Consider the following 20,399-nt stretch of genomic DNA (forward strand, 5'->3'; position numbering starts at 1 on the left):
ATCACCGTCTCCTTCCGAAAATAAAGTAAATAATTGGGCCAATTGTGTTTAAAATAACGATAATAAAAAACCAAAGCCATCTCGCACCGCGAAAATCATCCGCTTTTGCCCAGTCAAGAATAGCAACAATCATTAAAATACCTTGAATGACGATAAAAGGAGCAACGATACTCCAATTAATAGATTCAATAATTGCTTGCATTAATTCACCTCCGATAGTTACATTAAGCTCCAAGCAAATAAGGGATAATAACTGCCAGCCCAATAATGCCTAAGAAAATAATCCAAGCGAGCGGCCGTGCCAAATTGATTGTCCAGCCGACACCAAATCGTTTTTCAAGAAAAAGTGAAGGGTCTTCCCGATTAAAATAAAATATCCCAAGCTTCCAATGTGCATCATCATCCCGATTCATTATTGCTCCATCAGTTGAAGCATTTGAATTATTTTTTATGCGGCTGCCACCTTGCCCAGTTGTACCCGAAAGTATGATAGCTCCTAATGTCAACGCGATACTGAAAGCAAGCGGAATAATAATTAACAACTGCTGATTTATTGGATAGATGAGAGACAATTGAATAAGCGAGAATAACAGTGTTAACGCAATCCCAGTAATAATAATGTAAGCAGACCATCTCCTCCTAAAAATAACATTCTTCCGCATTGATTCCTCAGGTGTGTCCGCATTAATTTGTTGTTTTGCTTTTGCAATCATGGTATTGATAAAGACAAAAAGCAGGGTTAAATATAATTGCATAATCGGTAAGATAAGAACAGAACGATATGATTTTTCTGCCCAGTTCGTAACCTCTCCGGCAAAATTATATTGTAGTGGGATTCTATCTGGAATTTGGTGATACGATTGTAATGTCAGGACGATCAACCCGATTGTTGCTATAAAAGAAATAAGAAACCATAAATTGGAATGATTAAGCTTTTGGGAGCGGAATTGGGTGCTAACAAAAACCTGCTGTGATTTTTCTATACCCCATTGTTTCCTTTTCTTCAGCGATTTCATTTCACGATGAAAGGTTAAATAAATGATAAAAGAGCTAATAAGATATCCAAAAATTAGGACGCTGAATAATAAACTAAACATATTTTCGTCCAAGGTAATGGAAGCACCTATGGATAAAAATATTGCCGTTACAATGAATCCACTTATCCCAGTAATTCGCATATATCGTTTTCGCATTTGCTTTAATTCTACGCTTTGGTAAATTTCTTCTGGAATTGTTACCCCAAAGCTTTCTGTTTTACGCGTCCAGAAAGGGATAAACATAGTAGAAATAAATACCGGAATTAGAATAAGCAGAAATATAATAATCAGAAAACCATTCAATTCTTTTCACCTTCCTCTTCATTGAATAATTGAAACAGTTCTTTACTTAATTGACTAAACTCAACCTCGCTTAACCCTCGACATATGGAATCGGCTATAAGGGGACGGAGCTTAGCTTTTAGCTCTTGTCTATATTCCTCATCAGCCTGTGGAACCCCATCCGGATGAACAACGACACCTTTTTGTCGGTGAATCAAAATAAACCCGTCTTGTTTCAATTGCTGGTAAGCCTTATTAACTGTATGCAGGTTGATGCCAATATCTGCTGCTAATGATCGAACAGAAGGTAACGCATCTCCAGGTTGAAGCTGTTTTTTAGCTATTCCTTCAATAATTTGCTGCTGTAGCTGAATGTAAATCGGTTCACTGGATTCTAAATTTAAGTTTATAAACACATTCAATTAGCACCCTTTCTCTAATAGTTATATCTGTTATATAAGTAGTATAACAGATATAACTAAAAAAGTGCAATAAAAAAAGAGACTGAATTCAAATTCTAGTCTCTTTTAAAGCTTTTCATACTGATCGATTAAATTACTGAATAGCTGTTGCACAGATAGTTGCTTTTTAATTGGTAACTTCTTTAGCTTATATATTTGTTCTTTAAACATGGGGTGTATCATGATGTATTCCATTAGTTCAACAATCTCATCATCAAAGGGTTTGTCTTTTGAACTATATATTCGTTTAAAGTCTTTTAATAAGTCATTACGAAACGAATAATTCCCTGTTAAATGATCAAGTGATACATCGAATACATTACTGAGCTTTATTAATGAAGCTATATCGGGAGTAGCTGTCGAGTTTTCCCATTTTGTAACGACAGAACGAGATATCATTAATTTATCTGCTAGCTCTTGTTGTGTCCAGTTATGCTGATCACGAAAAAATTTAATATTATATGCAATTTGTTCAAGACTCATTTTTATCACACTCTGCATTATAGATTAGGATTCCGTTCCTTACTTTTAAGCTAACTTTAATCCTATCACGGTTACGTGAGATAAGAGATGGATTCCTTGTTCGGTAATGTAACATATAGTAAAATGTTCCAAAGGGGAACAAAAGGGGGGATAATCATGAATTTAGGCTGTATGATTTTGTATCATCCAATGATAACGAGTAAAACGAAAATAAAGCTAATACAAGCAATATTCCCGGTAGATACTATAGAAATACTGGAAGAAGAAAACAATACAGTCATTCTATATGCTTGGAATATAAAGCAAGAACAAATTTGGCAGGCGGTAGCTGAATTAGTTTCAACAGATATTATCTGCGGTTATGGCTTTGGCAGGAGAAAAAAGGAAGCAAAAAAAGAGGCGGTTAATAAGTTAAAAAAATGGATTGCGATGGATACAGAAGCAATAAAATATTAAATTGCACTAAGCTTCGTAACCCTTTTGAACAAAAAGGAAACCAAAGCAGTCAGCTTCGGTTTCCTCTTTGTGACAACTGTTTGTAAATACGGTCTGCATGCTTGAATTCCTTTTGGTACAGAACTTCTTGTGTTTTATTGAGAAACTTCTCACTTTGACCTGGTCTTAACCTTGGCATGGACATCCCTCACTTTACTACTAGGATGCCCAAAATGAATCAAAATATGCTTCCTTAGGAAACTTCTTCATCTGTAGATTCTGTTTCCATCGATCTGAATTGTTGATAAGACACATAATGATCTTTTGTAATGACGAATAAATCATATATGTCTTCTTCCGGATTAATTTGATTGTAAACATCAGAATAAATTTCATTAGCTAAAGCAACGTAGGGTAATTTTAAAACTGCCTTCATGGAACGTATATTTGTCTTTCTTACCTTCATAAAAATACCTTCAATATTATAGGTGAAGAATAATAAATCAAAGAATTGCTCTTTTGCTTGTTTATTATAACCTTTTCCGAAGTAGGGCTGGCCAATCCATGTTGCTAAAAACCCGTGATTATCCTGAATATCAAATAAATTGATTGTGCCGATTGGCTGTAAATATTCGTCGACAATGGTACGAGAAATGAGCTCGCCGTTTTCTTCGGCTTCGATTGTCATCTTCGTAAGGAAATAAAATTCATCGCTTGTTTCTGCTTTATGTCTAACATAGGGAAATACATCTGGATGTGACATCAGTTCAAAAAGTACCGGCACCTCATGCAAATCACGTATTTTCAACATAAAAAATACCCTCCTCATTCCAGGTGGGTATACTTGCTGACTTTCCAAAAGGAAATCCAGTAAGTAGCCCACCCTCGAATTTTTATTTTCGCGTTCAACAAAAATTCGGGGTGGGAATCGAACCCACTAGAACCAGTCAATGCTGGTGGCGCACCATTTGCCTTCCCTATTTAATTCAGTGTTGTATTACGATTTTATTCATCTCTTTCGTATTATAATAGAGGCAGTAAGGCATTGTAGCATAACCAACCCAGAACCTTTTTGACCTCTTTTTAAACTCAATTTGATAAGGTTATTTTACAACCTTTTTCTTAAAAAGCAAATACTTTTTTTGTAAAAATTTTGTTCAGAAAAATTAACTATGATTTCTTCAGTTCTTTCAAGGCTTTTACTAACTCTGGATACTTAAACTCAAACCCATGATCCAATGCTTTTTGTGGTAACACATATTGACCCTTCGTAATTAGTTGCCCCATTTCTCCAATCGCAGCATGTATTAGTGTGGAAGGAGTTGTGGTCCAGTGTGGTCGCTTTAATACTTTTGCTAACGTACGCATGAAATCCTTGTTTCGCAATGGATGAGGCGCTGTTGTATTGACTGCCCCTTCCATTGACTTATTAAAGAGACAATAATCAATCAATCGAACAACATCTTCTATGTGAATCCATGACATCCATTGTTCACCATTTCCAATTTTCCCTCCAGCAAATAATTTTACTGGAAGACTCATTAATGGCAGCGATCCTTCTTTACCAAGAATCACGCCAAATCTCGTGTAAACTGTACGAATTCCAAGAGTTTCTGCTTGTTTGGCAATCTGCTCCCATTCTACAACCACTTCAGCTAAGAAATCTTTTCCAGATTTTGCAGTAGCTTCCGTAAAAATAAGATCTTCAGAAATGCCATAATAGCCAACTGCCGATCCACTAATGAATACATTCGGCTTTATTTTCATCTGTTTCATTAATTGTATTAATATATTTGTCGTTTCTAACCTACTGTTCTTAATTTGATCTTTCTTCTTTTGTGACCAGTAACCAAAGAGAGATTCTCCCGCTAGGTTGATAACACCTTCAATAGATGGTAAATTATCCACCGGATAATTATAATCTATGTAAGTAGTGGCCTTCGTGTTCATATGATCGAGAGGGGACCTTGTAAGTATATACGTATGATGTCCTTTCTTTTGCAGTGCTTGGCAAAGGTGTTTTCCGACAAATCCGGTTCCACCGCTAATTAAAAAATTCATATCCATCCTCCTAATCAAATTTTGTGTTATATGTTTAGTATATACGCTTCCGATAAAAATCTAAGTGTTTTGTTAAACAAATTTTAGAGGTTGTTCAAAACGAACTCTCAAGTCTTTTCCTTCCCCTTTATTATTCTGTTATGATAAAAGGAAGAGGTGGAATACGTGCGAAAAATAACGAAGATAACAACTCAAAAGAAACATAAAAATCGGTTCAATATCTTTTTAAATACGAAGCAAGGTGAAGAATATGGGTTTAGTGTAGATGAAGCGATATTAATTGAATATCGACTTCGTAAGGGTATGGAACTTGATGGCGAAATGATAGCTACGCTTGTTGAAAACGATACAGTTCATAAGTCATATACCCAGGTTATTCACTTTTTAAGCTATCGAATGCGTACAAAAAAAGAAATTAGGGATTACTTAGTAAAAAAAGAAGTAGATCCAGAGCATATCGAACAAATTATGAAGCGATTGATAAACGAGAAGTTAATTGATGATCAGCAATTTGCTCACTTTTTTGTCCAATCACGAATCAACACGACAACAAAAGGTCCTGTTTTAATCAAAAAGGAATTGATTGATAAAGGAGTTTTGGCGCAGCAGGCTGAGCTTGCATTAGAAAATTATCCGCTGGACATCCAGCTTGAGAAAATAAAAAAGCATATCCAGAAAAAGCTAAATACTGGAAAAAAAGAAGCGTTTCGTAAAAAAATTCAGCAATTGCAAGCAAATCTCATTCAAAAAGGTTTTACACAGGATGCGATCACAAAAGCACTAGCAAGTATGGAAGAAGGGAAAGATCAGTCAGAGGAATGGGATGCACTCGTGTTTCAGGGGGAAAAGCTTTTACGTAAATATCAATCGAAGCATGAGGGATTTGCATTAAGGCAAAAAATGACAGAATCCTTGTACCGGAAAGGTTTTTCCTTCGAATTAATCAACCAATTTTTGGATGGAAAGAAGCAGGATTACCAGTAGTCATAGCTGCAATTCTGTAAATTAAATCAATCATGGGTGTTTAGCTATCTGAATGTGTTCCCATTCGTCCACACAATTGGTAAGATAGAATGGGAAGGGGAGAGAAGGATGAATTATCGATATAGCGATTATTCGATCGAACAGCTACATAGGGAAATTGGTGTTTTAAAAGAAAAAGCACAGAAAGCAGAACAATTAGGAAATATTTCAGAGGTGCAGATTAATGAGCGTAAAATGCAAGTTGCGCTTGCATATACGATGAATCCGGAAGATTTTCAGGCGAATGAAGTATATCAATTAAAAATGGAGCCTGGATTTACATTTAAAATTAGTTATATAAATGGTGTATTTGCATGGGGATACCGAATAAATTTACTTGAAGAAATGTACGAGCAGATAGAAGCATTGCCTATTTCGTTGTTAGGTAAAAAGGTAACAAAATAGAAAAAAACAGCAGGTAAGTGCCTGCTGTTTTTTCTGCGATTCTGTTCAAGGGTCCGTGGGGCACCCTTGTGCTGTTAGTTAACATTCAACGGGAAAAAGAAATCAACCCCAGCGAATGAAGTTTTCCTTTACGTAGTTGGATCGCCGACATATAGTTTACTTTGCAGTTTGTGTTCTGAGAAGATCCATCCTGTATAGGAACTGATTATTTCCATATTCTCGTCAATTTTTACGACCGCTACAAATGGGTAATACGTTTTAGAGCGGTAACGTAAATCGATGAAGCGAACTTCTGTAAAAGAATCGAAGTAATTAATTTCCCACCGGTAAACAGGAGAGAAGTTTAGAAAGGCTTCGATATTCTTATCTGTTTTCGCTACTTCGATAATTGGAGTTTCAGGTAAGGGAACCTTCCAGAATTCATCCACAATTTCAATATGCCGATTTTCAACAGTGCCTACATAAAATTTATCTTTCGTTGTAATTGCTACACGCCAATAATTTTGCTTCATCGTAGGAGATGTGGCAACTTCTACCGTATCTGGATAATATTCATGGATTTTTTTTACAATCTCTCTTTTGTCCATATACCGTTTAATGTAATATAATACAATCACAGTATAAATGGTAATCCATGTATAACCAGGATTAGCTCCTAGCGCCCAAGCACAGATACCAGCAACATTTAAGAAGAAAATATATGGATCAAAGGTATTAATAAAGCCCTTCGCAATCCATTTACTTGAAAAAGGCCTAAAAGCCTGTGTTCCATATGCATTAAATAGATCAACAAACACATGGATAATCACTGCCAAAAATGTCCATAGCCATAGATGCAAATAGCTAACCTGTGGTACGAACATATAGATAACACTGGACACCAATAGTCCCCAAAGAATGATTGCAGGTAAAGAATGTGATGCACCACGATGATGGCGTATATAGGTTGCATTATTTTTTAGTTTAAAAACTGTGTCAAAATCAGGGGCATGTGAACCAACCACTGTCCCGACTAATACTGCATGAAATAGTGTAGGATCACTTTGCACTACAGGGTCAAGTGTAGCTAAACCGCCCAGTGCAATCCCCATAACTATATGTGTGCCAGTATCCATATAATAAGGTCCTCCTTAGGATAGCCTTGAATACAACTTTGAAGATAATACTACCTAACATATTGTAACATAAAAGGAAGTGCCTTGATGACTAATAATATATTACAACATTTTAACATTGATCAATTTCAAGCAGATTTGCTGCACTGGTACAACGTAAGTAAACGGGATCTTCCATGGCGCAGAGAACGTGATCCATATAAAATTTGGGTTTCTGAAATTATGCTGCAACAAACAAAGGTCGATACCGTTATTCCATATTTTAATCGTTTTATGGAGAAATATCCAACGGTTTACGAGCTTGCGAAAGCAGACCAGCAGGAAGTATTGAAAGCATGGGAGGGCTTAGGTTACTATTCCCGTGCGCGCAACCTTCAAAACGCAGTTCGTGAAGTCGTTTCTGAGTACGGAGGAGTAGTTCCCTCGAATCGTAAGGAACTTGGAGGATTAAAAGGGGTTGGTCCATATACGACAGGAGCTATCCTTTCTATCGCGTATAATCAACCTGAACCAGCGGTTGACGGAAATGTCATGCGAGTATTTTCACGTCTATTGAAAATTGAAGCGGATATCGCGATGCCACGAACAAAGAAACTGTTTGAGGATTATGTTCGGCAAGTAATTTCAACAGAGGATCCCTCATCCTTTAATCAGGCAATTATGGATCTAGGTGCCACAATTTGTACACCGAAATCCCCAACTTGCTCATTTTGTCCGGTACAAGAGCATTGTCTTGCTTTTTCAGAAGGCATTCAAGAAGAGTTACCGATAAAAACAAAAGCAAAGAAACAAAAACCGATTGCGTATGTTGCATTGTTAATAAAAAATGACCAAGACGAATATGTTATTGAAAAACGCGGAGAAAATGGATTATTAGCAAACCTCTGGCAGTTCCCAATGGTACCGATTGAAGAGATCGGAATGGAGCATCTTGAAACCTGGGTTTATAGTGAATATGGAATACGTATTCAGCTTGGTGAACAAAAAGGAAAATTGAAGCATGTATTCTCCCATATTATCTGGCAACTCGAGATATTTGAAGCATATACACTGCAAGCAGAAACAGATGATGAGCGAGTAATATTTATTGATAAAGAAGCTATTGGGAAGTACCCATTCCCTGTTTCGCATCAAAAAATGATGAAATATTTATAAATCCTTCAGACTTCCTTATGTATTTGGAAAGTCCTGTTATGCAGAGAGTGAAGGTTAAACTTTCCTCTCTGCATAAGTGCAACTAAGATATTCGTCTAAATGCGTACCAACGAATGTCAAGTTTTCTAATCTGCCCGGTTGTAAATTTCTTTATTAATTTCATGCAGGATTGTTAATCCCTCTGCATTAATGTAAGGTAAAATTTGTGAAAGTGCATGCTGAAAAAATTGTAATTCTTCATCCTGCCACCTTGTTTTGCTTATCATAGATAGTTCAGTGAAGTCTCTAGGTGTTTGCATTGCGGCTACCTCCAATAATGAAGTGAAATGCATTCATAAATTGCGCCAAATCCAGATTATTATCCGCTGGTAGTTTTTTCATAAAAAATTTACAAATTTAATGGATAACAATTTGTTATGTGGTTAAATTAATCATTGTTGGAGGTGATACTGATGGCTAAAAAACCTAACAAAACTGCTGCTGGAACAAATGTTCAGCATGTAAAACAGCAGAATCAACAGGCTGCTCAAGGTCAAGGTCAATTCGGTACTGAATTTGCTTCTGAGACAGATGCTCAGCAAGTAAAGCAACAAAATCAACAGTCACAAGCAAAAAAGAAGTAAATATTTGTGTATGACAGTGAAGAAGAGTTTCCTATTAATTAGGAAGCTCTTTTTCATTGAATTCATCTTATCCCTAACTATTAACACATAAAATTTGCCCGAGCTTTCCATTTAGGATTCATAATACTTTATATTTAATTTGGTTAGCATTATAATGAATGATAATTGATGGCGGAAGAGCGGGGAAAGGAAGATAGGATGGTTACTCCGGGAGCAGGTTCAAAAATGCAGATACAGAGCTATAAACATAATGGACAGCTTCATCGGATCTGGGAGAACAGTACGGTATTAAAAGCTACAGAAACTATTGTAATTGGGGCGAATGACCGAACACAAGTTACGGAAAGTGATGGTCGCACCTGGGTCACAAGAGAACCAGCAATATGTTATTTTCATGCGAAGCATTGGTTTAATATCATCGGTATGCTGAGAGACGATGGTATTCACTACTATTGTAATATCAGTTCTCCATTTGTATACGATGATGAGGCATTGAAATATATCGATTATGATTTGGATGTGAAAGTATATCCAGATATGACATATGATCTTTTGGATGAGGATGAATATGAAGACCATCGCCAAAAGATGAATTATCCAGTTGTTCTAGATCGAATTCTTCATAATAATATAGAATATTTATTGCGGTGGGTACGTCAACGAAAAGGTCCCTTTGCACCAGATTTTATTGATGGTTGGTATGAACGATACTTAACCTATCGGTGAGTAAGAAATATACATGAAATACAAAGGGACTTGTCCTTGTTACCTTATTTGTAACAAGGATTTTCTATTGGACTATAAGTGCAACTAAGTCATTCGCTGAAGGTTTGCACTTCAAAGTATAAGGTAAGGGATTCTAAGCAAGTAAAGAAGGCATTCTAAGAATCCCATTAACGAGTGCAAATTTTTTCTAAGCAAAAGATGAATTAAAAAGATTGGGAATGATAATATGAGCAGTGTAAAGCAATACATGAAATTTGTTGCCCCGTATAAGTGGAAAATACTTTGGACAATAGTCATCGGTATTATTAAATTTGGTATCCCATTATTAATGCCATTAATTTTAAAGTATGTAATTGATGATATCATCGTTGCAGAAAACATGAGTGATGCTGACAAAATAAGTAAATTGCTATGGGTAATGGGAATTGCCTTTGTAGTATTTTTATTATTACGGCCACCAGTTGAATACATTCGTCAATACCTTGGACAGTGGGTAGGCAATAAAGTCTTATATGATATTCGGGATAGACTTTTTGATCATATCCAGAAGCTAAGTTTGAAATTCTATTCTCAGACAAAAACTGGCGAAATTATTTCCCGGGTAATAAATGATGTCGAACAGACGAAGAATTTTGTCATTACAGGTCTAATGAACGTTTGGTTAGATTTAATAACGATACTCATTGCAATAGGTATTATGCTATCAATGGATATTGGATTAACCATTGTTTCGATTATATTGTTCCCATTCTTTGGGTTTGCGATTAAATACTTTTATGGGAGACTCAGGAAATTGACAAGGGACAGATCCCAGGCGTTAGCGGAAGTTCAAGGACATTTACATGAGCGTGTTCAAGGTGTACCTGTTACGAGAAGCTTTGCGTTAGAAGACTATGAACAAACACAATTTGTAGAGCGCAATGGGAATTTTCTTGATAAAGCGCTTGTTCATACAAACTGGAATGCCAAAACATTCGCTGTAACAAATACGATTACTGATCTTGCTCCGCTTCTAGTCATTGCTTTTGCGGGCTATCAAGTCATTATAGGTAATGTAACGATGGGAACAATGGTCGCTTTTGTTGGCTATTTGGAACGCGTATACAGTCCACTTCGGAGGTTAATTAATTCATCAACGACATTGGTTCAAGCAGTCGCTTCGATTGATCGTGTTTTTGAATTTATGAATGAGAAATATGACATTGTCGATAAGGAAAATGCGATTGATCCTGGAAGAGTTAATGGCGCTGTCGATTTTGAAAATGTTTCCTTCCAATATGACGAAGCGGAGCTAAAGGTGTTGAAAAACATCAATTTGCATGTCGAGGAAGGTGAAACGATTGCTTTTGTCGGGATGAGTGGTGGCGGGAAGTCTACCTTAATTAGTTTGATCCCAAGATTTTATGATGTTACGGATGGTTCGATTAAAGTCGATGGGATGGACATTCGTGATATGAAAGCAAGAGCACTTCGGAATAACATTGGAATGGTTTTACAAGACAATATTCTTTTTAGTGAATCCATCGCTATGAATATTCGAATGGGAAATCCGGACGCAACGGACGAAGAAGTAATTGCTGCTGCAAAGGCTGCAAATGCGCATGACTTTATTACGAACCTGCCAAATGGATATGACACGTTAGTAGGAGAACGCGGTGTAAAATTATCAGGTGGACAAAAGCAGCGGGTTGCCATTGCGCGCGTATTTCTCAAAAATCCACCGATTTTAATTTTTGATGAAGCAACCTCCGCGTTAGACTTGGAGAGCGAACATTTAATCCAGGAAACAATGGAAAAATTAGCAGCAGATCGTACAACCTTTATTGTTGCACATCGCCTTGCAACGATCACGCATGCCGATAGAATTGTTGTGATTGAAAACGGCGAAATTACAGAAGTCGGGTCTCACCAAGAATTGATGGAAAAACAAGGGGACTACCATCAGTTGTATCAAATTCAGAATTTGGATGAAGGAAGCAAGTCCAAATAAAGAAACAGATAGGAAAGCTTAACTTTCCTATCTGTTTTGTTATCTTAAAAAGAATTTGGGACAAACTACAGTGTTTTTACTTACCTGTCATGACACTAAAGGCGTGACTAACAGCGTCTATTGTTTGAGCAATATCAGATTCCTTATGCTCTGTTGTTAAGAACCATGCTTCATATTTTGATGGTGCTAGGTTAATTCCCTGGTTCAGCATTAGTTTAAAGAAGGTTGCAAACGCATCTCCATCTGTAGCTTCAGCTTGTTCATAATTCGTAATCTTTTCTTCACCAAAGTATACTGTCAGTGCTCCACGCAAACGATTGACTGTAATAGGCACACCATATTTTTCAGCTTGTTCTAAAATACCATTTTCCAGCATTTCTCCAAGCTGATCTAATTTTTCGTATACGCCATCCTGTTTCAAAACTTCTAAGCACGCAATACCAGAAGCCATTGATGCAGGATTACCAGCCATCGTTCCAGCTTGATATGCAGGTCCAAGTGGTGCAACTTGTTCCATAATATCTTTACGACCACCGTAGGCCCCAATAGGAAGTCCTCCACCAATGATTTTACCCATTGCTGTCATATCAGGTTCTACTCCATATAGCTGCTGTGCACTTCCATAGGTGAAACGAAAGGCAGTAATCACTTCATCATAAATAACAAGTGCTCCTGCTTCGTGTGTTAAATCATTAACAGCTTGTAAAAAGCCTTCATGTGGTTCGACAATTCCGAAGTTCCCTACAATTGGCTCAACTAATACAGCAGCAATTTGATCTCCCCATTTATCTAGTGCTTCCTTATAAGCATCTAAATCATTAAAGGGAACGGTAATGACGTCGGCAGCAGTTGATTTAGGAACTCCTGCTGAATCTGGAGTGCCAAGTGTAGATGGTCCTGAGCCAGCTTGTACGAGTACCGCATCAAAGTGTCCATGATAACAGCCCGCAAATTTAATAATTTTTGTTCTACCTGTATAAGCGCGAGCTACACGGATTGTAGTCATAACTGCTTCGGTTCCTGAATTGTTGAAACGAACCTTTTCCAGAGAAGGAATTGCTTCCTTTAACATTTTAGCAAATTGATTTTCTAATTTTGTCGGTGTACCATACAAGACACCAGTAGTCGCAGCGTGTGCAATAGCTTTAGCAATATGTGGGTGTGCATGACCAGTAATAATTGGGCCATAAGCCGCTAAATAATCTATGTACTTATTTCCGTCAACATCCCAAAAATAAGGACCTTGCCCACGTTCCATATATACAGGCGAGCCACCGCCTACCGCTTTAAATGCACGAGAAGGTGAATTAACTCCTCCAACAATATGTTCTAAAGCTTCTGTGTGAAGCTCTTCTGATTTTGTGAAATTCATTTCTGAAATCCTCCCTTGATTTCTCCGTACTGACATTAACTAATATAACATAAAATGGAATACAGAATGATTACGAAGTAGCGAACGTCAAATTTCACATTTTCGTTTTTTCTAAGACAAGCTTTTTCAGTATGAAGCATACATATATCATATAACAATTATAAATGAGGGGTCCTGAATGGTTATACCTTGGCTAGTTATGATTGGGATATGCCTTATCGTGATAAAAAGCTTCTTTGACTTTTTCCATGGGAAAAGCTTTGCTCAAGTTCTGGAAATGAAGGAGAGTCGGTTTTCGATAGAGATATTTATGGCATTACTCATTATTTATATCATTCTTATGTTTGGCTATGGCATGATTTATTTCATTTTATCTATTGAAGGAATTGTTCTCGTAGAAAACGGGGAGCTGCGGCAGGTAAGTATTATAGGATCTATTATCCATTCCGTTTATTTCAGTGGCGTTACATTACTTTCGGTTGGATATGGAGATATTACTCCAGTTGGAATTGGGAGATTCATTGCTTTAACACAAGCATTGATCGGATATATTTTACCGGCTGCATTTGTGGTTAGAGTGCTTCAATCTCGAGATAGAAGCAGGGATATATGAATCTATCAGCTTGATATGATATAGTTGCAATAGAATGTTTTAAGTTGGAGGGAAATTTTCATGACAATAGAGATTGGAAAAAAAGTAGAGGATTTCACGTTGCCAAGTCAATCTGGCAAGCAGGTGCATCTATCTGATTTCAAGGGTAAGCATGTGGTTTTATACTTTTATCCTAAGGATATGACACCAGGATGCACGACAGAGGCTTGTGATTTTCGCGATCAGCATGAGAGCTTTGCGGAATTAGACGCCGTAATTATTGGTATTAGTCCAGACCCGGCTGAAAGCCATCAGAAGTTCATTAATAAACATGAACTGCCATTTTTATTGTTAGCTGATGAAGACCATAAAATTGCAGAGATGTTTGATGTGTGGAAATTGAAGAAGAACTTCGGAAAAGAATATTACGGAATCGAACGCTCTACGTTCATCATTGATAAAGAAGGAAAACTCCAAAAGGAATTTCGAAAAGTAAGAGTCAAAGGGCATGTAGAAGAAGCGTTAGAATTTATAAAAGAAAATCTATCATAAAGCGTACGAAGGAAGCAGTCCAATTTTGGGCTGTTTTGCTTTATTGTTTTCAGTTTTTAAAAAAACAATTAGTATAGAAGAAAGGGGTTTTAGGGGGAGGGCTTTCGTAATGATTTTATTTTCAGCAAAAATATCAGGCAAGCATCAAGAAAAGTTAAAACAGGACTATTCCAATCAACATTTTTTATTCTCCGAAAGTGGTGAGATGACGAAGAAATATTTAGCTGAGGCTGAGGTCCTTGTCACGTATGGTAGTGATGTTAATGTGCAGGTTATTCAATGTGCAGCCAGCCTTAAATGGATTATGGTTCTATCAGCTGGGGTAGATGAATTACCTGTTGAACTCATTAAGGAAAAAGAAATTATCGTAACGAATGCAAGAGGTATTCATAAGATACAAATGGCTGAATATGCTATATCAATGTTATTACAAGTTTATCGCCAGGAAAAAATATTGATGCAAAATGAAAAGGCCCATCGATGGGACAAATCTGTAAAAGTAAAAGAAATAACTGGAAGTACAATTGTTATTGCTGGAACTGGCGCAATCGGTCAAGAGGTTGCTCGTCTTGCAAAAGCTTTTCAAATGAAAACGATTGGTGTATCCAGAAGTGGAAAAAATGTAGCGTATTTTGATGAAAATGTTACAAATGATAAGCTTAAGCATGTGTTAGCTGAAGCAGATTTCCTTGTATCAGTACTACCGAGAACAAAAGAGACAAGCGGATTTTTTACGGATAATCATTTTAATGCAATGCCAAATCATGGCGTGTTTTTAAATATGGGACGAGGTGACGCAGTTAGCAGTGAAGTGATTCTTAAAGCTGTACAAGAAAATGAAATTGCTCACGCGATTTTGGATGTAACGGAGCAAGAGCCATTACCGAAAGACCATCCATTTTGGTCAGAGGATAACATTACAATCACCCCTCATATATCAGGTCTTTCACCAGATTATGTAACACGGGCATTAGAGATTTTCACAAAAAATCTTGACCAGTATATAACTGGTACGGGCGATTATACGAATAAAATCGATTTATCTAGGGGGTATTAGCAATGCGAATTTATACGCGTTCTGGTGATAAAGGACAAACGTCATTAGTTTATGGCAAACGTGTACCAAAAAATCATTTACGTGTAGAGGCGTATGGAACATGTGATGAAGCAAATTCTATAATTGGTCTTGCGCTAAGTTTTCTCAATCAGGAAGACTGGAATGAGAAAGAGCAGTTCTTAGAGCAGATGCATCGTGTACAGACGATTCTATTTCATGTAGGGGCTGAGCTTTCTACGCCAGCTGATAAAGAGGTAAACTGGAAATTAAAGCAGGAACATATTCAAGAGATGGAGGACCAAATTGACAATTTGGATGGTCAATTAGACCCACTGAGAAACTTTATCCTTCCGTCTGGTCATAGTGCTTCAAGCGCCTTGCATACTGCGAGAACGGTTGTTAGAAGAGCAGAACGTATCGTGGTTGGTCTAGGTGATGAATTGAAAAATGATCTTGTATTATCCTATTTAAATCGATTATCCGATTTTCTATTTGTTGCAGCTAGATATGTTAATAAGAAGCTAGGTGGCGATGAATTACCGTTAAAGGTAGATATTTAATTCAATTTGTATAATATACTTATGGTATGTGTTCGAAAAGGAGGATAAGAAGGACCAAGGTCGTCTAAGATCGCACGTCCTTTTGCGACGCCGACACTAGCACGTCCTGTGCGTCGAAGTTCGAGGCGGCCTAAGCTCCCCGTACCGGGCTTCCGCAGGATGTGGTGAATTCGACGTTCGACACAGGACGTGTCGGTACTTAGTCGAAGGTCTACTGCTCTCGATGTGTCATTTTTACCGGACTTTTTTGAACAACCTCTAATATTGACAGAACACTAGGTAAGCAGTTACACTAATTATAAAGATTACAATCTAATAACGTTGTTAATTGAATATATTATTAATTTGAAAGTGAGGTGTTTGGCGGTGTCTGAAAAGCGGCTACGGAAAGCAATTGATACATTAAAAGAATCAGGCGTCCGTATCACACCACAGCGGCACGCAGTTCTAGAGTACTTGCTTAACACGATGGTTCATCCAACAGCAGATGATATATATAAAGCGTTGGAAGGGAAATTTCCTAACATGAGTGTGGCAACTGTTTATAATAACCTCCGTGTGCTTAGAGAAGTAGGGTTAGTTCGTGAATTAACCTACGGAGATTCATCAAGCAGGTTTGACTGCAATACTTCTGATCATTATCATATTATTTGCGAAGCGTGTGGAAAAATTGTTGATTTTCATTATCCATCATTAGATGAAGTAGAATCCCTAGCTGAACAGGTAACTGGATTTGAAGTAAGTCATCATCGACTTGAAGTTTACGGGAAGTGCCCTGGTTGTCAAGGAATGCTAACACAAAAACACTAATTGCTAAAAGCCAATTGTAAGATTAACTTACAATTGGCTTTTATTATGGCTCTAATATTATTTATCATTATAATAGATGAACAAGCATCCATTTTCTTACACTATTAATGAGCCACATTTTAGATATACTACTGAGTTCCCCAACTAGTAACTTTCTTTCTAAAATAATTCTCTCATTAAGTAATACTTCTCTGTACGTGCCAGCAAGTAAGCCTGAACTTAATGGTGGTGTATATAATTTGCCATCTATCTCTACTACAATATTACCTGTCGTAAATTCTGTAATTTCATCCTCCTGATTCCACATTAGAACGTCGAATACTTCAGGGTGTCGTTGTTTCACTTTTTCATAAATGTTTCTGTTCGTTGTTTTATAATGCAGAAAAGGGTTTTCCTTATCTACTGCATGATGAGCTAGCTTGACTGGAACAGAATCGGTAAGTTCAGTTATTTCCTTTCCTTCTATTGTAATTTGCCCATCACGATCGGAAAGTAGTCGGACCTTCCATTTTCCGTGTTGGTGGGCAATTGCAAAATCCTGAAGTTTCTCTTTTGCGCTTGCTATGTCTACATGATAGTTAAAATAAGAAGCACTCTTATTCAATCGGTTTAAGTGATTTTGTGAAATGAAATAGACTCCGTCTTCAAGCCCAATTGTTTCTAATAATTGAAATTGCATCGGCGAGACGGCTAATACTTTTGCTTTTGTTAGTGCTTCCTTGTATTCATCCTGATCATTTGAATCCCAAGTAATCCCGCCGCCAATTCCGTACGTTGCATCACCACTATGATTATCGATCATTACTGTTCGTATTGGTACGTTAAAAATAGCCTCCTTGTCAGGGGTTATGTAACCAATCGTTCCACAATACACTTCCCGTGGAGTAGGTTCAAGCCGATTAATTATATTCATTGTACTTATTTTAGGTGCTCCTGTAATGGAGCCACAAGGAAATAACGCGGTGAATATATCGGCAATTGTTTTTTCTTTTGAAATCTCTGCAGTTACTGTGGAAGTCATCTGATAGACTGTTGGGTATTCCTCGATGGAATATAGCTTCGGTACCTTTACACTGTTTGGGTTTGCTATCATTCCTAAATCATTTCGCAGCAGATCGACAATCATCACATTTTCAGCGCGGTTTTTCTTCGAATGATAAAGCCAATTTGCATTTGACTGGTCCTCTTCTGAAGTAGTTCCTCTCTCAATCGTTCCTTTCATCGGCTTAGTAGTAAGCTTACCTTCTTTTAAGTGAAAGAATAATTCGGGTGAAGCAGAAACGATTGTAAAATCACCAATGTTTAAATAGGCACTGTAATCTGCTGCTTGAGCATTGGCTAGTTGATTGTAGTATGCAACAGAATCGCCGGAAAACTGGGCCAGCATACGAATGGTATAGTTAACTTGATAGGTAATGCCCTTTTTAATGTAATTTTTAATTTGCCCGATACAATTGTTATAATCGAATAAAGTAGTTTGAGCTTTCCATTCGGAAGTATGAAATTCTTGAACGGATTGAAGTTGCTTCTTCTCCGGCTTCTCATAAATTCCGAACCAAAGAAGTGGCATGACTGGGTTAGAATGAACTTTTAAAGCTTTTTCAAATGCAGGAGCAGCTTCATAGGAAAGATATCCTGCTGCATAGTAGCCTTTGCTCGTTTCTGCTTCAATTTCATTTAATAAAGGAATCACTTCGTCTATTTTAGTAGTGGAAAAAATTTTGATCGGATCTTTAAAAAGAAAGGGACTATTTTTTCTCGTTTCACTTATAAAATCAAAATGCAATAGGGGTTCCATTGAAATATCTTTCCCTTCGTTAGATCGTTGATATGCAATGTTGTCTGTCGGTAAAAAAATCCGTCGATTTCGACGGATTTAGTGCGTGCAGTAATTTAACGTTTCTTTTGTGATTTTGCATAGCTACGTTTATTATATTTTTCATCGAATGCTTCACCTTCTAGGTTCTTATCCATGGTCAATGGTTGTTTGCAATGCATACAAGCATCAACACGACCTAACATCTTGGTTGGCTTGTCACAGCTTGGACATACAACAGGTACCGCCTTAAGGGATAGAGTTCCTATCCAGACATAGACAACACAACTGAAAACAACCATCAGTAATCCTAATATAAAAAATACAACCATTAACCACTCAATATTTTTAGTGAGAATACCTGCGTACATTAACAGAATACCTGCAAAAACTAGAATCAGCGCGAACGTACGAATCTTATTTATTTTACTTGAATATACCAATTGTTGTGCCATGTTTTTCCCCCTTATTTTACAACTGTAGTATAGCATAAAAACTAAAAAAATTAATTATGAAAAAGGTTTTTCAATCAAATGTAACGAATTACTCTAAATAGAAATCGAAAATGGAGGAAACCGTAGAATGGAAAATTCGCTGAGACCTATATATCAAGAACATGCAAGTAATCCCAATACATTGGGGGTATTATTAATAGAGAAGATTCAACATGACAGTCCAGTTACCGACGGATTCGATGTTATTCTACTTATTATCGTGGATGAATATGAGCAAAACTGGTATGTGAAGCATTATGAAATAGAAGGAAAAACAGTGGCGCTGCATATTGTCCGTATGGATGTTTTGGTGGAATGGATTGATACAAGTGGCTATCGAAGAGCAGTTGAATGGATTATTCTGGGGAAATCCGTATTTGATAGAAATGAATACATTGCTCGGTTAAAGGAACAACTACGAGATTTCCCTAAAGAGAAACGAGATTTAAGGAAAATGATTGATTTCGGCAAATTAGTTAAAAGCTATAGTGAAGCTAAGGCTCTTTATGAAACAGGGGAATTTAATGATGCACATAGTAAAATACTTAATTCCCTTCACTATTTAGCAAGATTGGCTGTAATAGAAAAAGGCTATTATCCCGAAGTAACTGTTTGGAGCCAAGTAAAGAAAATTGATTCCGAGGTATATAAATTATATGAAGTTTTCATTGAGAGTAATGAAGCAGTATATAAACGAATTGAATTAATGATAATAGGTATGGACTTCGTGATACATAATCGTGCCATGATATCAGCTAAGCATTTGTTAGATATTATGAAAACAAAGGAGAGTGCTTGGTCATATGCTGAGATAAAAAGTCATGTTATGATCCAACCATATAGATTAGACTTAAGTGCGATCCTTTCTTACCTTGTTGAGAAAAATATAATTAACGTTGTTCTCGAGCAGACAAAAGGACATGCTGTATATCAAAGAAAATATATTTTAACCGATGAAGTAACACATAATAATTAATTTGCATATGTAATAAGAGTGGGCGGGAAATAGTGTAGAACCTAATAATCCGTCCCTTTCTTGAAACAATTGTTAAGTAACAGATATTTTTTTGTAAAATAACCGTTGACTTTAATATAGAGCCGTGATAAAGTTAAATCCGTCGCAAAAATCCACTAAAGATTAGCGACAAAAATTTAAAATTAATTGTTGACACAACGTTAATAGTTATGGTATATTAGAAAAGTCGCTGCTAAACAACGCGACAAACAAATTTGCTCTTTGAAAACTGAACAAAACAACCAGTATGTCAAGAAAAAGGAAACTCGTTTTTCTTTTTAAAACAAGTAGAAGTCAGCTTCTACAAAAGCTAAGTATTACAAACTTTTATGGAG

At 36.8% G+C, this 20,399-nt stretch carries 25 protein-coding genes; 13 read left to right on the top strand and 12 right to left on the bottom strand.

The window, feature by feature from the left end; genetic code table 11:
• Window position 1: 1 nt before the first annotated feature.
• The 4 genes from D1B32_RS21475 to D1B32_RS21490 form a co-directional block, all read right to left on the bottom strand.
• Window positions 2-202 carry a PLD nuclease N-terminal domain-containing protein gene (locus tag D1B32_RS21475; protein ID WP_095313649.1) on the bottom strand — a complete coding sequence of 67 codons (201 nt, stop codon included), beginning with the start codon at window positions 200-202 and terminating at the stop codon, window positions 2-4.
• Window positions 203-224: 22 nt separating this feature from the next.
• Window positions 225-1,340 carry a DUF1648 domain-containing protein gene (locus D1B32_RS21480; protein ID WP_240033871.1) on the bottom strand — a complete coding sequence of 372 codons (1,116 nt, stop codon included), beginning with the start codon at window positions 1,338-1,340 and terminating at the stop codon, window positions 225-227.
• Complete coding sequence (locus D1B32_RS21485) at window positions 1,337-1,735, bottom strand: GntR family transcriptional regulator (RefSeq protein ID WP_095313647.1); 399 nt, start codon at window positions 1,733-1,735, stop codon at window positions 1,337-1,339. The genes D1B32_RS21480 and D1B32_RS21485 overlap by 4 nt, the downstream gene beginning before the upstream one ends.
• Window positions 1,736-1,846: 111 nt before the next feature.
• Window positions 1,847-2,263: a helix-turn-helix domain-containing protein gene (locus D1B32_RS21490; protein ID WP_158586312.1), complete on the bottom strand. Its 417-nt coding sequence runs from the start codon at window positions 2,261-2,263 to the stop codon at window positions 1,847-1,849.
• 156 nt (window positions 2,264-2,419) lie between these two features.
• Between D1B32_RS21490 and D1B32_RS21495 the strand changes: the two genes are divergently transcribed.
• Window positions 2,420-2,719, top strand: coding sequence for a hypothetical protein (locus D1B32_RS21495; protein ID WP_118890396.1), 300 nt, complete (start codon window positions 2,420-2,422; stop codon window positions 2,717-2,719).
• Between the two features lie 49 nt (window positions 2,720-2,768).
• On the opposite strand, the gene D1B32_RS21500 is transcribed toward D1B32_RS21495, so the two are convergent.
• The 3 genes from D1B32_RS21500 to D1B32_RS21510 all read right to left on the bottom strand — a co-directional run bounded on the left by D1B32_RS21500 (window position 2,769) and on the right by D1B32_RS21510 (window position 4,759).
• Window positions 2,769-2,903, bottom strand: a complete 135-nt coding sequence (locus tag D1B32_RS21500; RefSeq protein ID WP_338045041.1) for a YfhE family protein — start codon at window positions 2,901-2,903, stop codon at window positions 2,769-2,771.
• Window positions 2,904-2,951: 48 nt separating this feature from the next.
• On the bottom strand, window positions 2,952-3,509 hold the full coding sequence (locus D1B32_RS21505; protein WP_095313640.1) for a GNAT family N-acetyltransferase: 558 nt from the start codon (window positions 3,507-3,509) through the stop codon (window positions 2,952-2,954).
• 359 nt (window positions 3,510-3,868) lie between these two features.
• The gene (locus D1B32_RS21510; RefSeq protein WP_118890397.1) at window positions 3,869-4,759 is read right to left on the bottom strand and encodes a TIGR01777 family oxidoreductase; all 891 of its coding nucleotides are present in this window, start codon (window positions 4,757-4,759) and stop codon (window positions 3,869-3,871) included.
• Between the two features lie 165 nt (window positions 4,760-4,924).
• Here D1B32_RS21510 and recX point away from each other — a divergent pair, with 165 nt between their 5' ends.
• Window positions 4,925-5,743 (top strand): recombination regulator RecX, encoded by an 819-nt coding sequence (gene recX / locus D1B32_RS21515; RefSeq protein ID WP_118890398.1) that lies wholly within the window; start codon window positions 4,925-4,927, stop codon window positions 5,741-5,743.
• A gap of 108 nt (window positions 5,744-5,851) precedes the next feature.
• Window positions 5,852-6,187, top strand: a complete 336-nt coding sequence (locus D1B32_RS21520; RefSeq protein ID WP_095313634.1) for a YfhH family protein — start codon at window positions 5,852-5,854, stop codon at window positions 6,185-6,187.
• 128 nt (window positions 6,188-6,315) lie between these two features.
• Here the strand turns inward: D1B32_RS21520 and D1B32_RS21525 are convergent, their stop codons facing one another.
• On the bottom strand, window positions 6,316-7,302 hold the full coding sequence (locus D1B32_RS21525; protein ID WP_095313633.1) for a metal-dependent hydrolase: 987 nt from the start codon (window positions 7,300-7,302) through the stop codon (window positions 6,316-6,318).
• A gap of 87 nt (window positions 7,303-7,389) precedes the next feature.
• Between D1B32_RS21525 and mutY the strand changes: the two genes are divergently transcribed.
• Entirely contained in the window at window positions 7,390-8,457 is a 1,068-nt protein-coding gene (gene mutY, locus D1B32_RS21530) for an A/G-specific adenine glycosylase (RefSeq protein ID WP_118890399.1), read from the top strand.
• Between the two features lie 125 nt (window positions 8,458-8,582).
• Here the strand turns inward: mutY and D1B32_RS24055 are convergent, their stop codons facing one another.
• Window positions 8,583-8,756 carry a mother cell protein YfhS gene (locus tag D1B32_RS24055; RefSeq protein WP_168927301.1) on the bottom strand — a complete coding sequence of 58 codons (174 nt, stop codon included), beginning with the start codon at window positions 8,754-8,756 and terminating at the stop codon, window positions 8,583-8,585.
• A gap of 153 nt (window positions 8,757-8,909) precedes the next feature.
• Here D1B32_RS24055 and D1B32_RS21535 point away from each other — a divergent pair, with 153 nt between their 5' ends.
• The 3 genes from D1B32_RS21535 to D1B32_RS21545 all read left to right on the top strand — a co-directional run bounded on the left by D1B32_RS21535 (window position 8,910) and on the right by D1B32_RS21545 (window position 11,796).
• Window positions 8,910-9,080: a gamma-type small acid-soluble spore protein gene (locus D1B32_RS21535; protein ID WP_095313629.1), complete on the top strand. Its 171-nt coding sequence runs from the start codon at window positions 8,910-8,912 to the stop codon at window positions 9,078-9,080.
• A 198-nt stretch (window positions 9,081-9,278) separates the two neighbouring features.
• Complete coding sequence (gene ntdP, locus D1B32_RS21540) at window positions 9,279-9,806, top strand: nucleoside tri-diphosphate phosphatase (protein WP_095313627.1); 528 nt, start codon at window positions 9,279-9,281, stop codon at window positions 9,804-9,806.
• 226 nt (window positions 9,807-10,032) lie between these two features.
• Window positions 10,033-11,796 carry an ABC transporter ATP-binding protein gene (locus D1B32_RS21545; RefSeq protein ID WP_095313625.1) on the top strand — a complete coding sequence of 588 codons (1,764 nt, stop codon included), beginning with the start codon at window positions 10,033-10,035 and terminating at the stop codon, window positions 11,794-11,796.
• A 76-nt stretch (window positions 11,797-11,872) separates the two neighbouring features.
• On the opposite strand, the gene D1B32_RS21550 is transcribed toward D1B32_RS21545, so the two are convergent.
• Window positions 11,873-13,168 (bottom strand): glutamate-1-semialdehyde 2,1-aminomutase, encoded by a 1,296-nt coding sequence (locus tag D1B32_RS21550; RefSeq protein WP_095313623.1) that lies wholly within the window; start codon window positions 13,166-13,168, stop codon window positions 11,873-11,875.
• A 178-nt stretch (window positions 13,169-13,346) separates the two neighbouring features.
• On the opposite strand from D1B32_RS21550, the gene D1B32_RS21555 reads away from it, so the two are divergent.
• From D1B32_RS21555 to perR, 5 genes are all read left to right on the top strand, one after another.
• The gene (locus D1B32_RS21555; protein ID WP_095313621.1) at window positions 13,347-13,781 is read left to right on the top strand and encodes an ion channel; all 435 of its coding nucleotides are present in this window, start codon (window positions 13,347-13,349) and stop codon (window positions 13,779-13,781) included.
• A gap of 60 nt (window positions 13,782-13,841) precedes the next feature.
• Complete coding sequence (gene bcp / locus D1B32_RS21560) at window positions 13,842-14,312, top strand: thioredoxin-dependent thiol peroxidase (RefSeq protein ID WP_095313619.1); 471 nt, start codon at window positions 13,842-13,844, stop codon at window positions 14,310-14,312.
• A 109-nt stretch (window positions 14,313-14,421) separates the two neighbouring features.
• Window positions 14,422-15,369 (top strand): D-2-hydroxyacid dehydrogenase, encoded by a 948-nt coding sequence (locus tag D1B32_RS21565; RefSeq protein WP_095313617.1) that lies wholly within the window; start codon window positions 14,422-14,424, stop codon window positions 15,367-15,369.
• Window positions 15,370-15,371: 2 nt separating this feature from the next.
• A complete protein-coding gene (locus D1B32_RS21570; RefSeq protein ID WP_095313616.1) occupies window positions 15,372-15,929 on the top strand; it encodes a cob(I)yrinic acid a,c-diamide adenosyltransferase in 558 nt (185 codons plus the stop codon).
• A 366-nt stretch (window positions 15,930-16,295) separates the two neighbouring features.
• Entirely contained in the window at window positions 16,296-16,739 is a 444-nt protein-coding gene (perR, locus tag D1B32_RS21575) for a peroxide-responsive transcriptional repressor PerR (RefSeq protein ID WP_095313614.1), read from the top strand.
• 67 nt (window positions 16,740-16,806) lie between these two features.
• Here perR and pabB read toward each other — a convergent pair whose 3' ends face one another.
• Entirely contained in the window at window positions 16,807-18,537 is a 1,731-nt protein-coding gene (gene pabB / locus D1B32_RS21580; RefSeq protein ID WP_118890400.1) for an aminodeoxychorismate synthase component I, read from the bottom strand.
• Between the two features lie 95 nt (window positions 18,538-18,632).
• A complete protein-coding gene (locus D1B32_RS21585) occupies window positions 18,633-19,010 on the bottom strand; it encodes a YgzB family protein (RefSeq protein WP_118890401.1) in 378 nt (125 codons plus the stop codon).
• A gap of 127 nt (window positions 19,011-19,137) precedes the next feature.
• On the opposite strand from D1B32_RS21585, the gene D1B32_RS21590 reads away from it, so the two are divergent.
• Window positions 19,138-20,025 carry a nucleotidyltransferase-like protein gene (locus D1B32_RS21590; RefSeq protein WP_118890402.1) on the top strand — a complete coding sequence of 296 codons (888 nt, stop codon included), beginning with the start codon at window positions 19,138-19,140 and terminating at the stop codon, window positions 20,023-20,025.
• Window positions 20,026-20,399: the final 374 nt, after the last annotated feature.

The organism is Oceanobacillus profundus (genome assembly GCF_003515705.1).
GTDB lineage: Bacteria > Bacillota > Bacilli > Bacillales > Amphibacillaceae > Oceanobacillus > Oceanobacillus profundus.

Coding starts and splice junctions, on each gene's coding strand:
- D1B32_RS21475 (WP_095313649.1), bottom strand. CDS start 202: ATGCAAGCAATTATTGAATCTATTAATTGGAGTATCGTTGCTCCTTTT.
- D1B32_RS21490 (WP_158586312.1), bottom strand. CDS start 2,263: ATGAGTCTTGAACAAATTGCATATAATATTAAATTTTTTCGTGATCAG.
- D1B32_RS21495 (WP_118890396.1), top strand. CDS start 2,420: ATGAATTTAGGCTGTATGATTTTGTATCATCCAATGATAACGAGTAAA.
- D1B32_RS21500 (WP_338045041.1), bottom strand. CDS start 2,903: ATGTCCATGCCAAGGTTAAGACCAGGTCAAAGTGAGAAGTTTCTCAAT.
- D1B32_RS21505 (WP_095313640.1), bottom strand. CDS start 3,509: ATGTTGAAAATACGTGATTTGCATGAGGTGCCGGTACTTTTTGAACTG.
- D1B32_RS21510 (WP_118890397.1), bottom strand. CDS start 4,759: ATGAATTTTTTAATTAGCGGTGGAACCGGATTTGTCGGAAAACACCTT.
- D1B32_RS21520 (WP_095313634.1), top strand. CDS start 5,852: ATGAATTATCGATATAGCGATTATTCGATCGAACAGCTACATAGGGAA.
- D1B32_RS21525 (WP_095313633.1), bottom strand. CDS start 7,302: ATGGATACTGGCACACATATAGTTATGGGGATTGCACTGGGCGGTTTA.
- mutY (WP_118890399.1), top strand. CDS start 7,390: ATGACTAATAATATATTACAACATTTTAACATTGATCAATTTCAAGCA.
- D1B32_RS24055 (WP_168927301.1), bottom strand. CDS start 8,756: ATGCAAACACCTAGAGACTTCACTGAACTATCTATGATAAGCAAAACA.
- D1B32_RS21535 (WP_095313629.1), top strand. CDS start 8,910: ATGGCTAAAAAACCTAACAAAACTGCTGCTGGAACAAATGTTCAGCAT.
- ntdP (WP_095313627.1), top strand. CDS start 9,279: ATGGTTACTCCGGGAGCAGGTTCAAAAATGCAGATACAGAGCTATAAA.
- D1B32_RS21545 (WP_095313625.1), top strand. CDS start 10,033: ATGAGCAGTGTAAAGCAATACATGAAATTTGTTGCCCCGTATAAGTGG.
- D1B32_RS21550 (WP_095313623.1), bottom strand. CDS start 13,168: ATGAATTTCACAAAATCAGAAGAGCTTCACACAGAAGCTTTAGAACAT.
- D1B32_RS21555 (WP_095313621.1), top strand. CDS start 13,347: ATGGTTATACCTTGGCTAGTTATGATTGGGATATGCCTTATCGTGATA.
- bcp (WP_095313619.1), top strand. CDS start 13,842: ATGACAATAGAGATTGGAAAAAAAGTAGAGGATTTCACGTTGCCAAGT.
- D1B32_RS21565 (WP_095313617.1), top strand. CDS start 14,422: ATGATTTTATTTTCAGCAAAAATATCAGGCAAGCATCAAGAAAAGTTA.
- D1B32_RS21570 (WP_095313616.1), top strand. CDS start 15,372: ATGCGAATTTATACGCGTTCTGGTGATAAAGGACAAACGTCATTAGTT.
- pabB (WP_118890400.1), bottom strand. CDS start 18,537: ATGGAACCCCTATTGCATTTTGATTTTATAAGTGAAACGAGAAAAAAT.
- D1B32_RS21585 (WP_118890401.1), bottom strand. CDS start 19,010: ATGGCACAACAATTGGTATATTCAAGTAAAATAAATAAGATTCGTACG.
- D1B32_RS21590 (WP_118890402.1), top strand. CDS start 19,138: ATGGAAAATTCGCTGAGACCTATATATCAAGAACATGCAAGTAATCCC.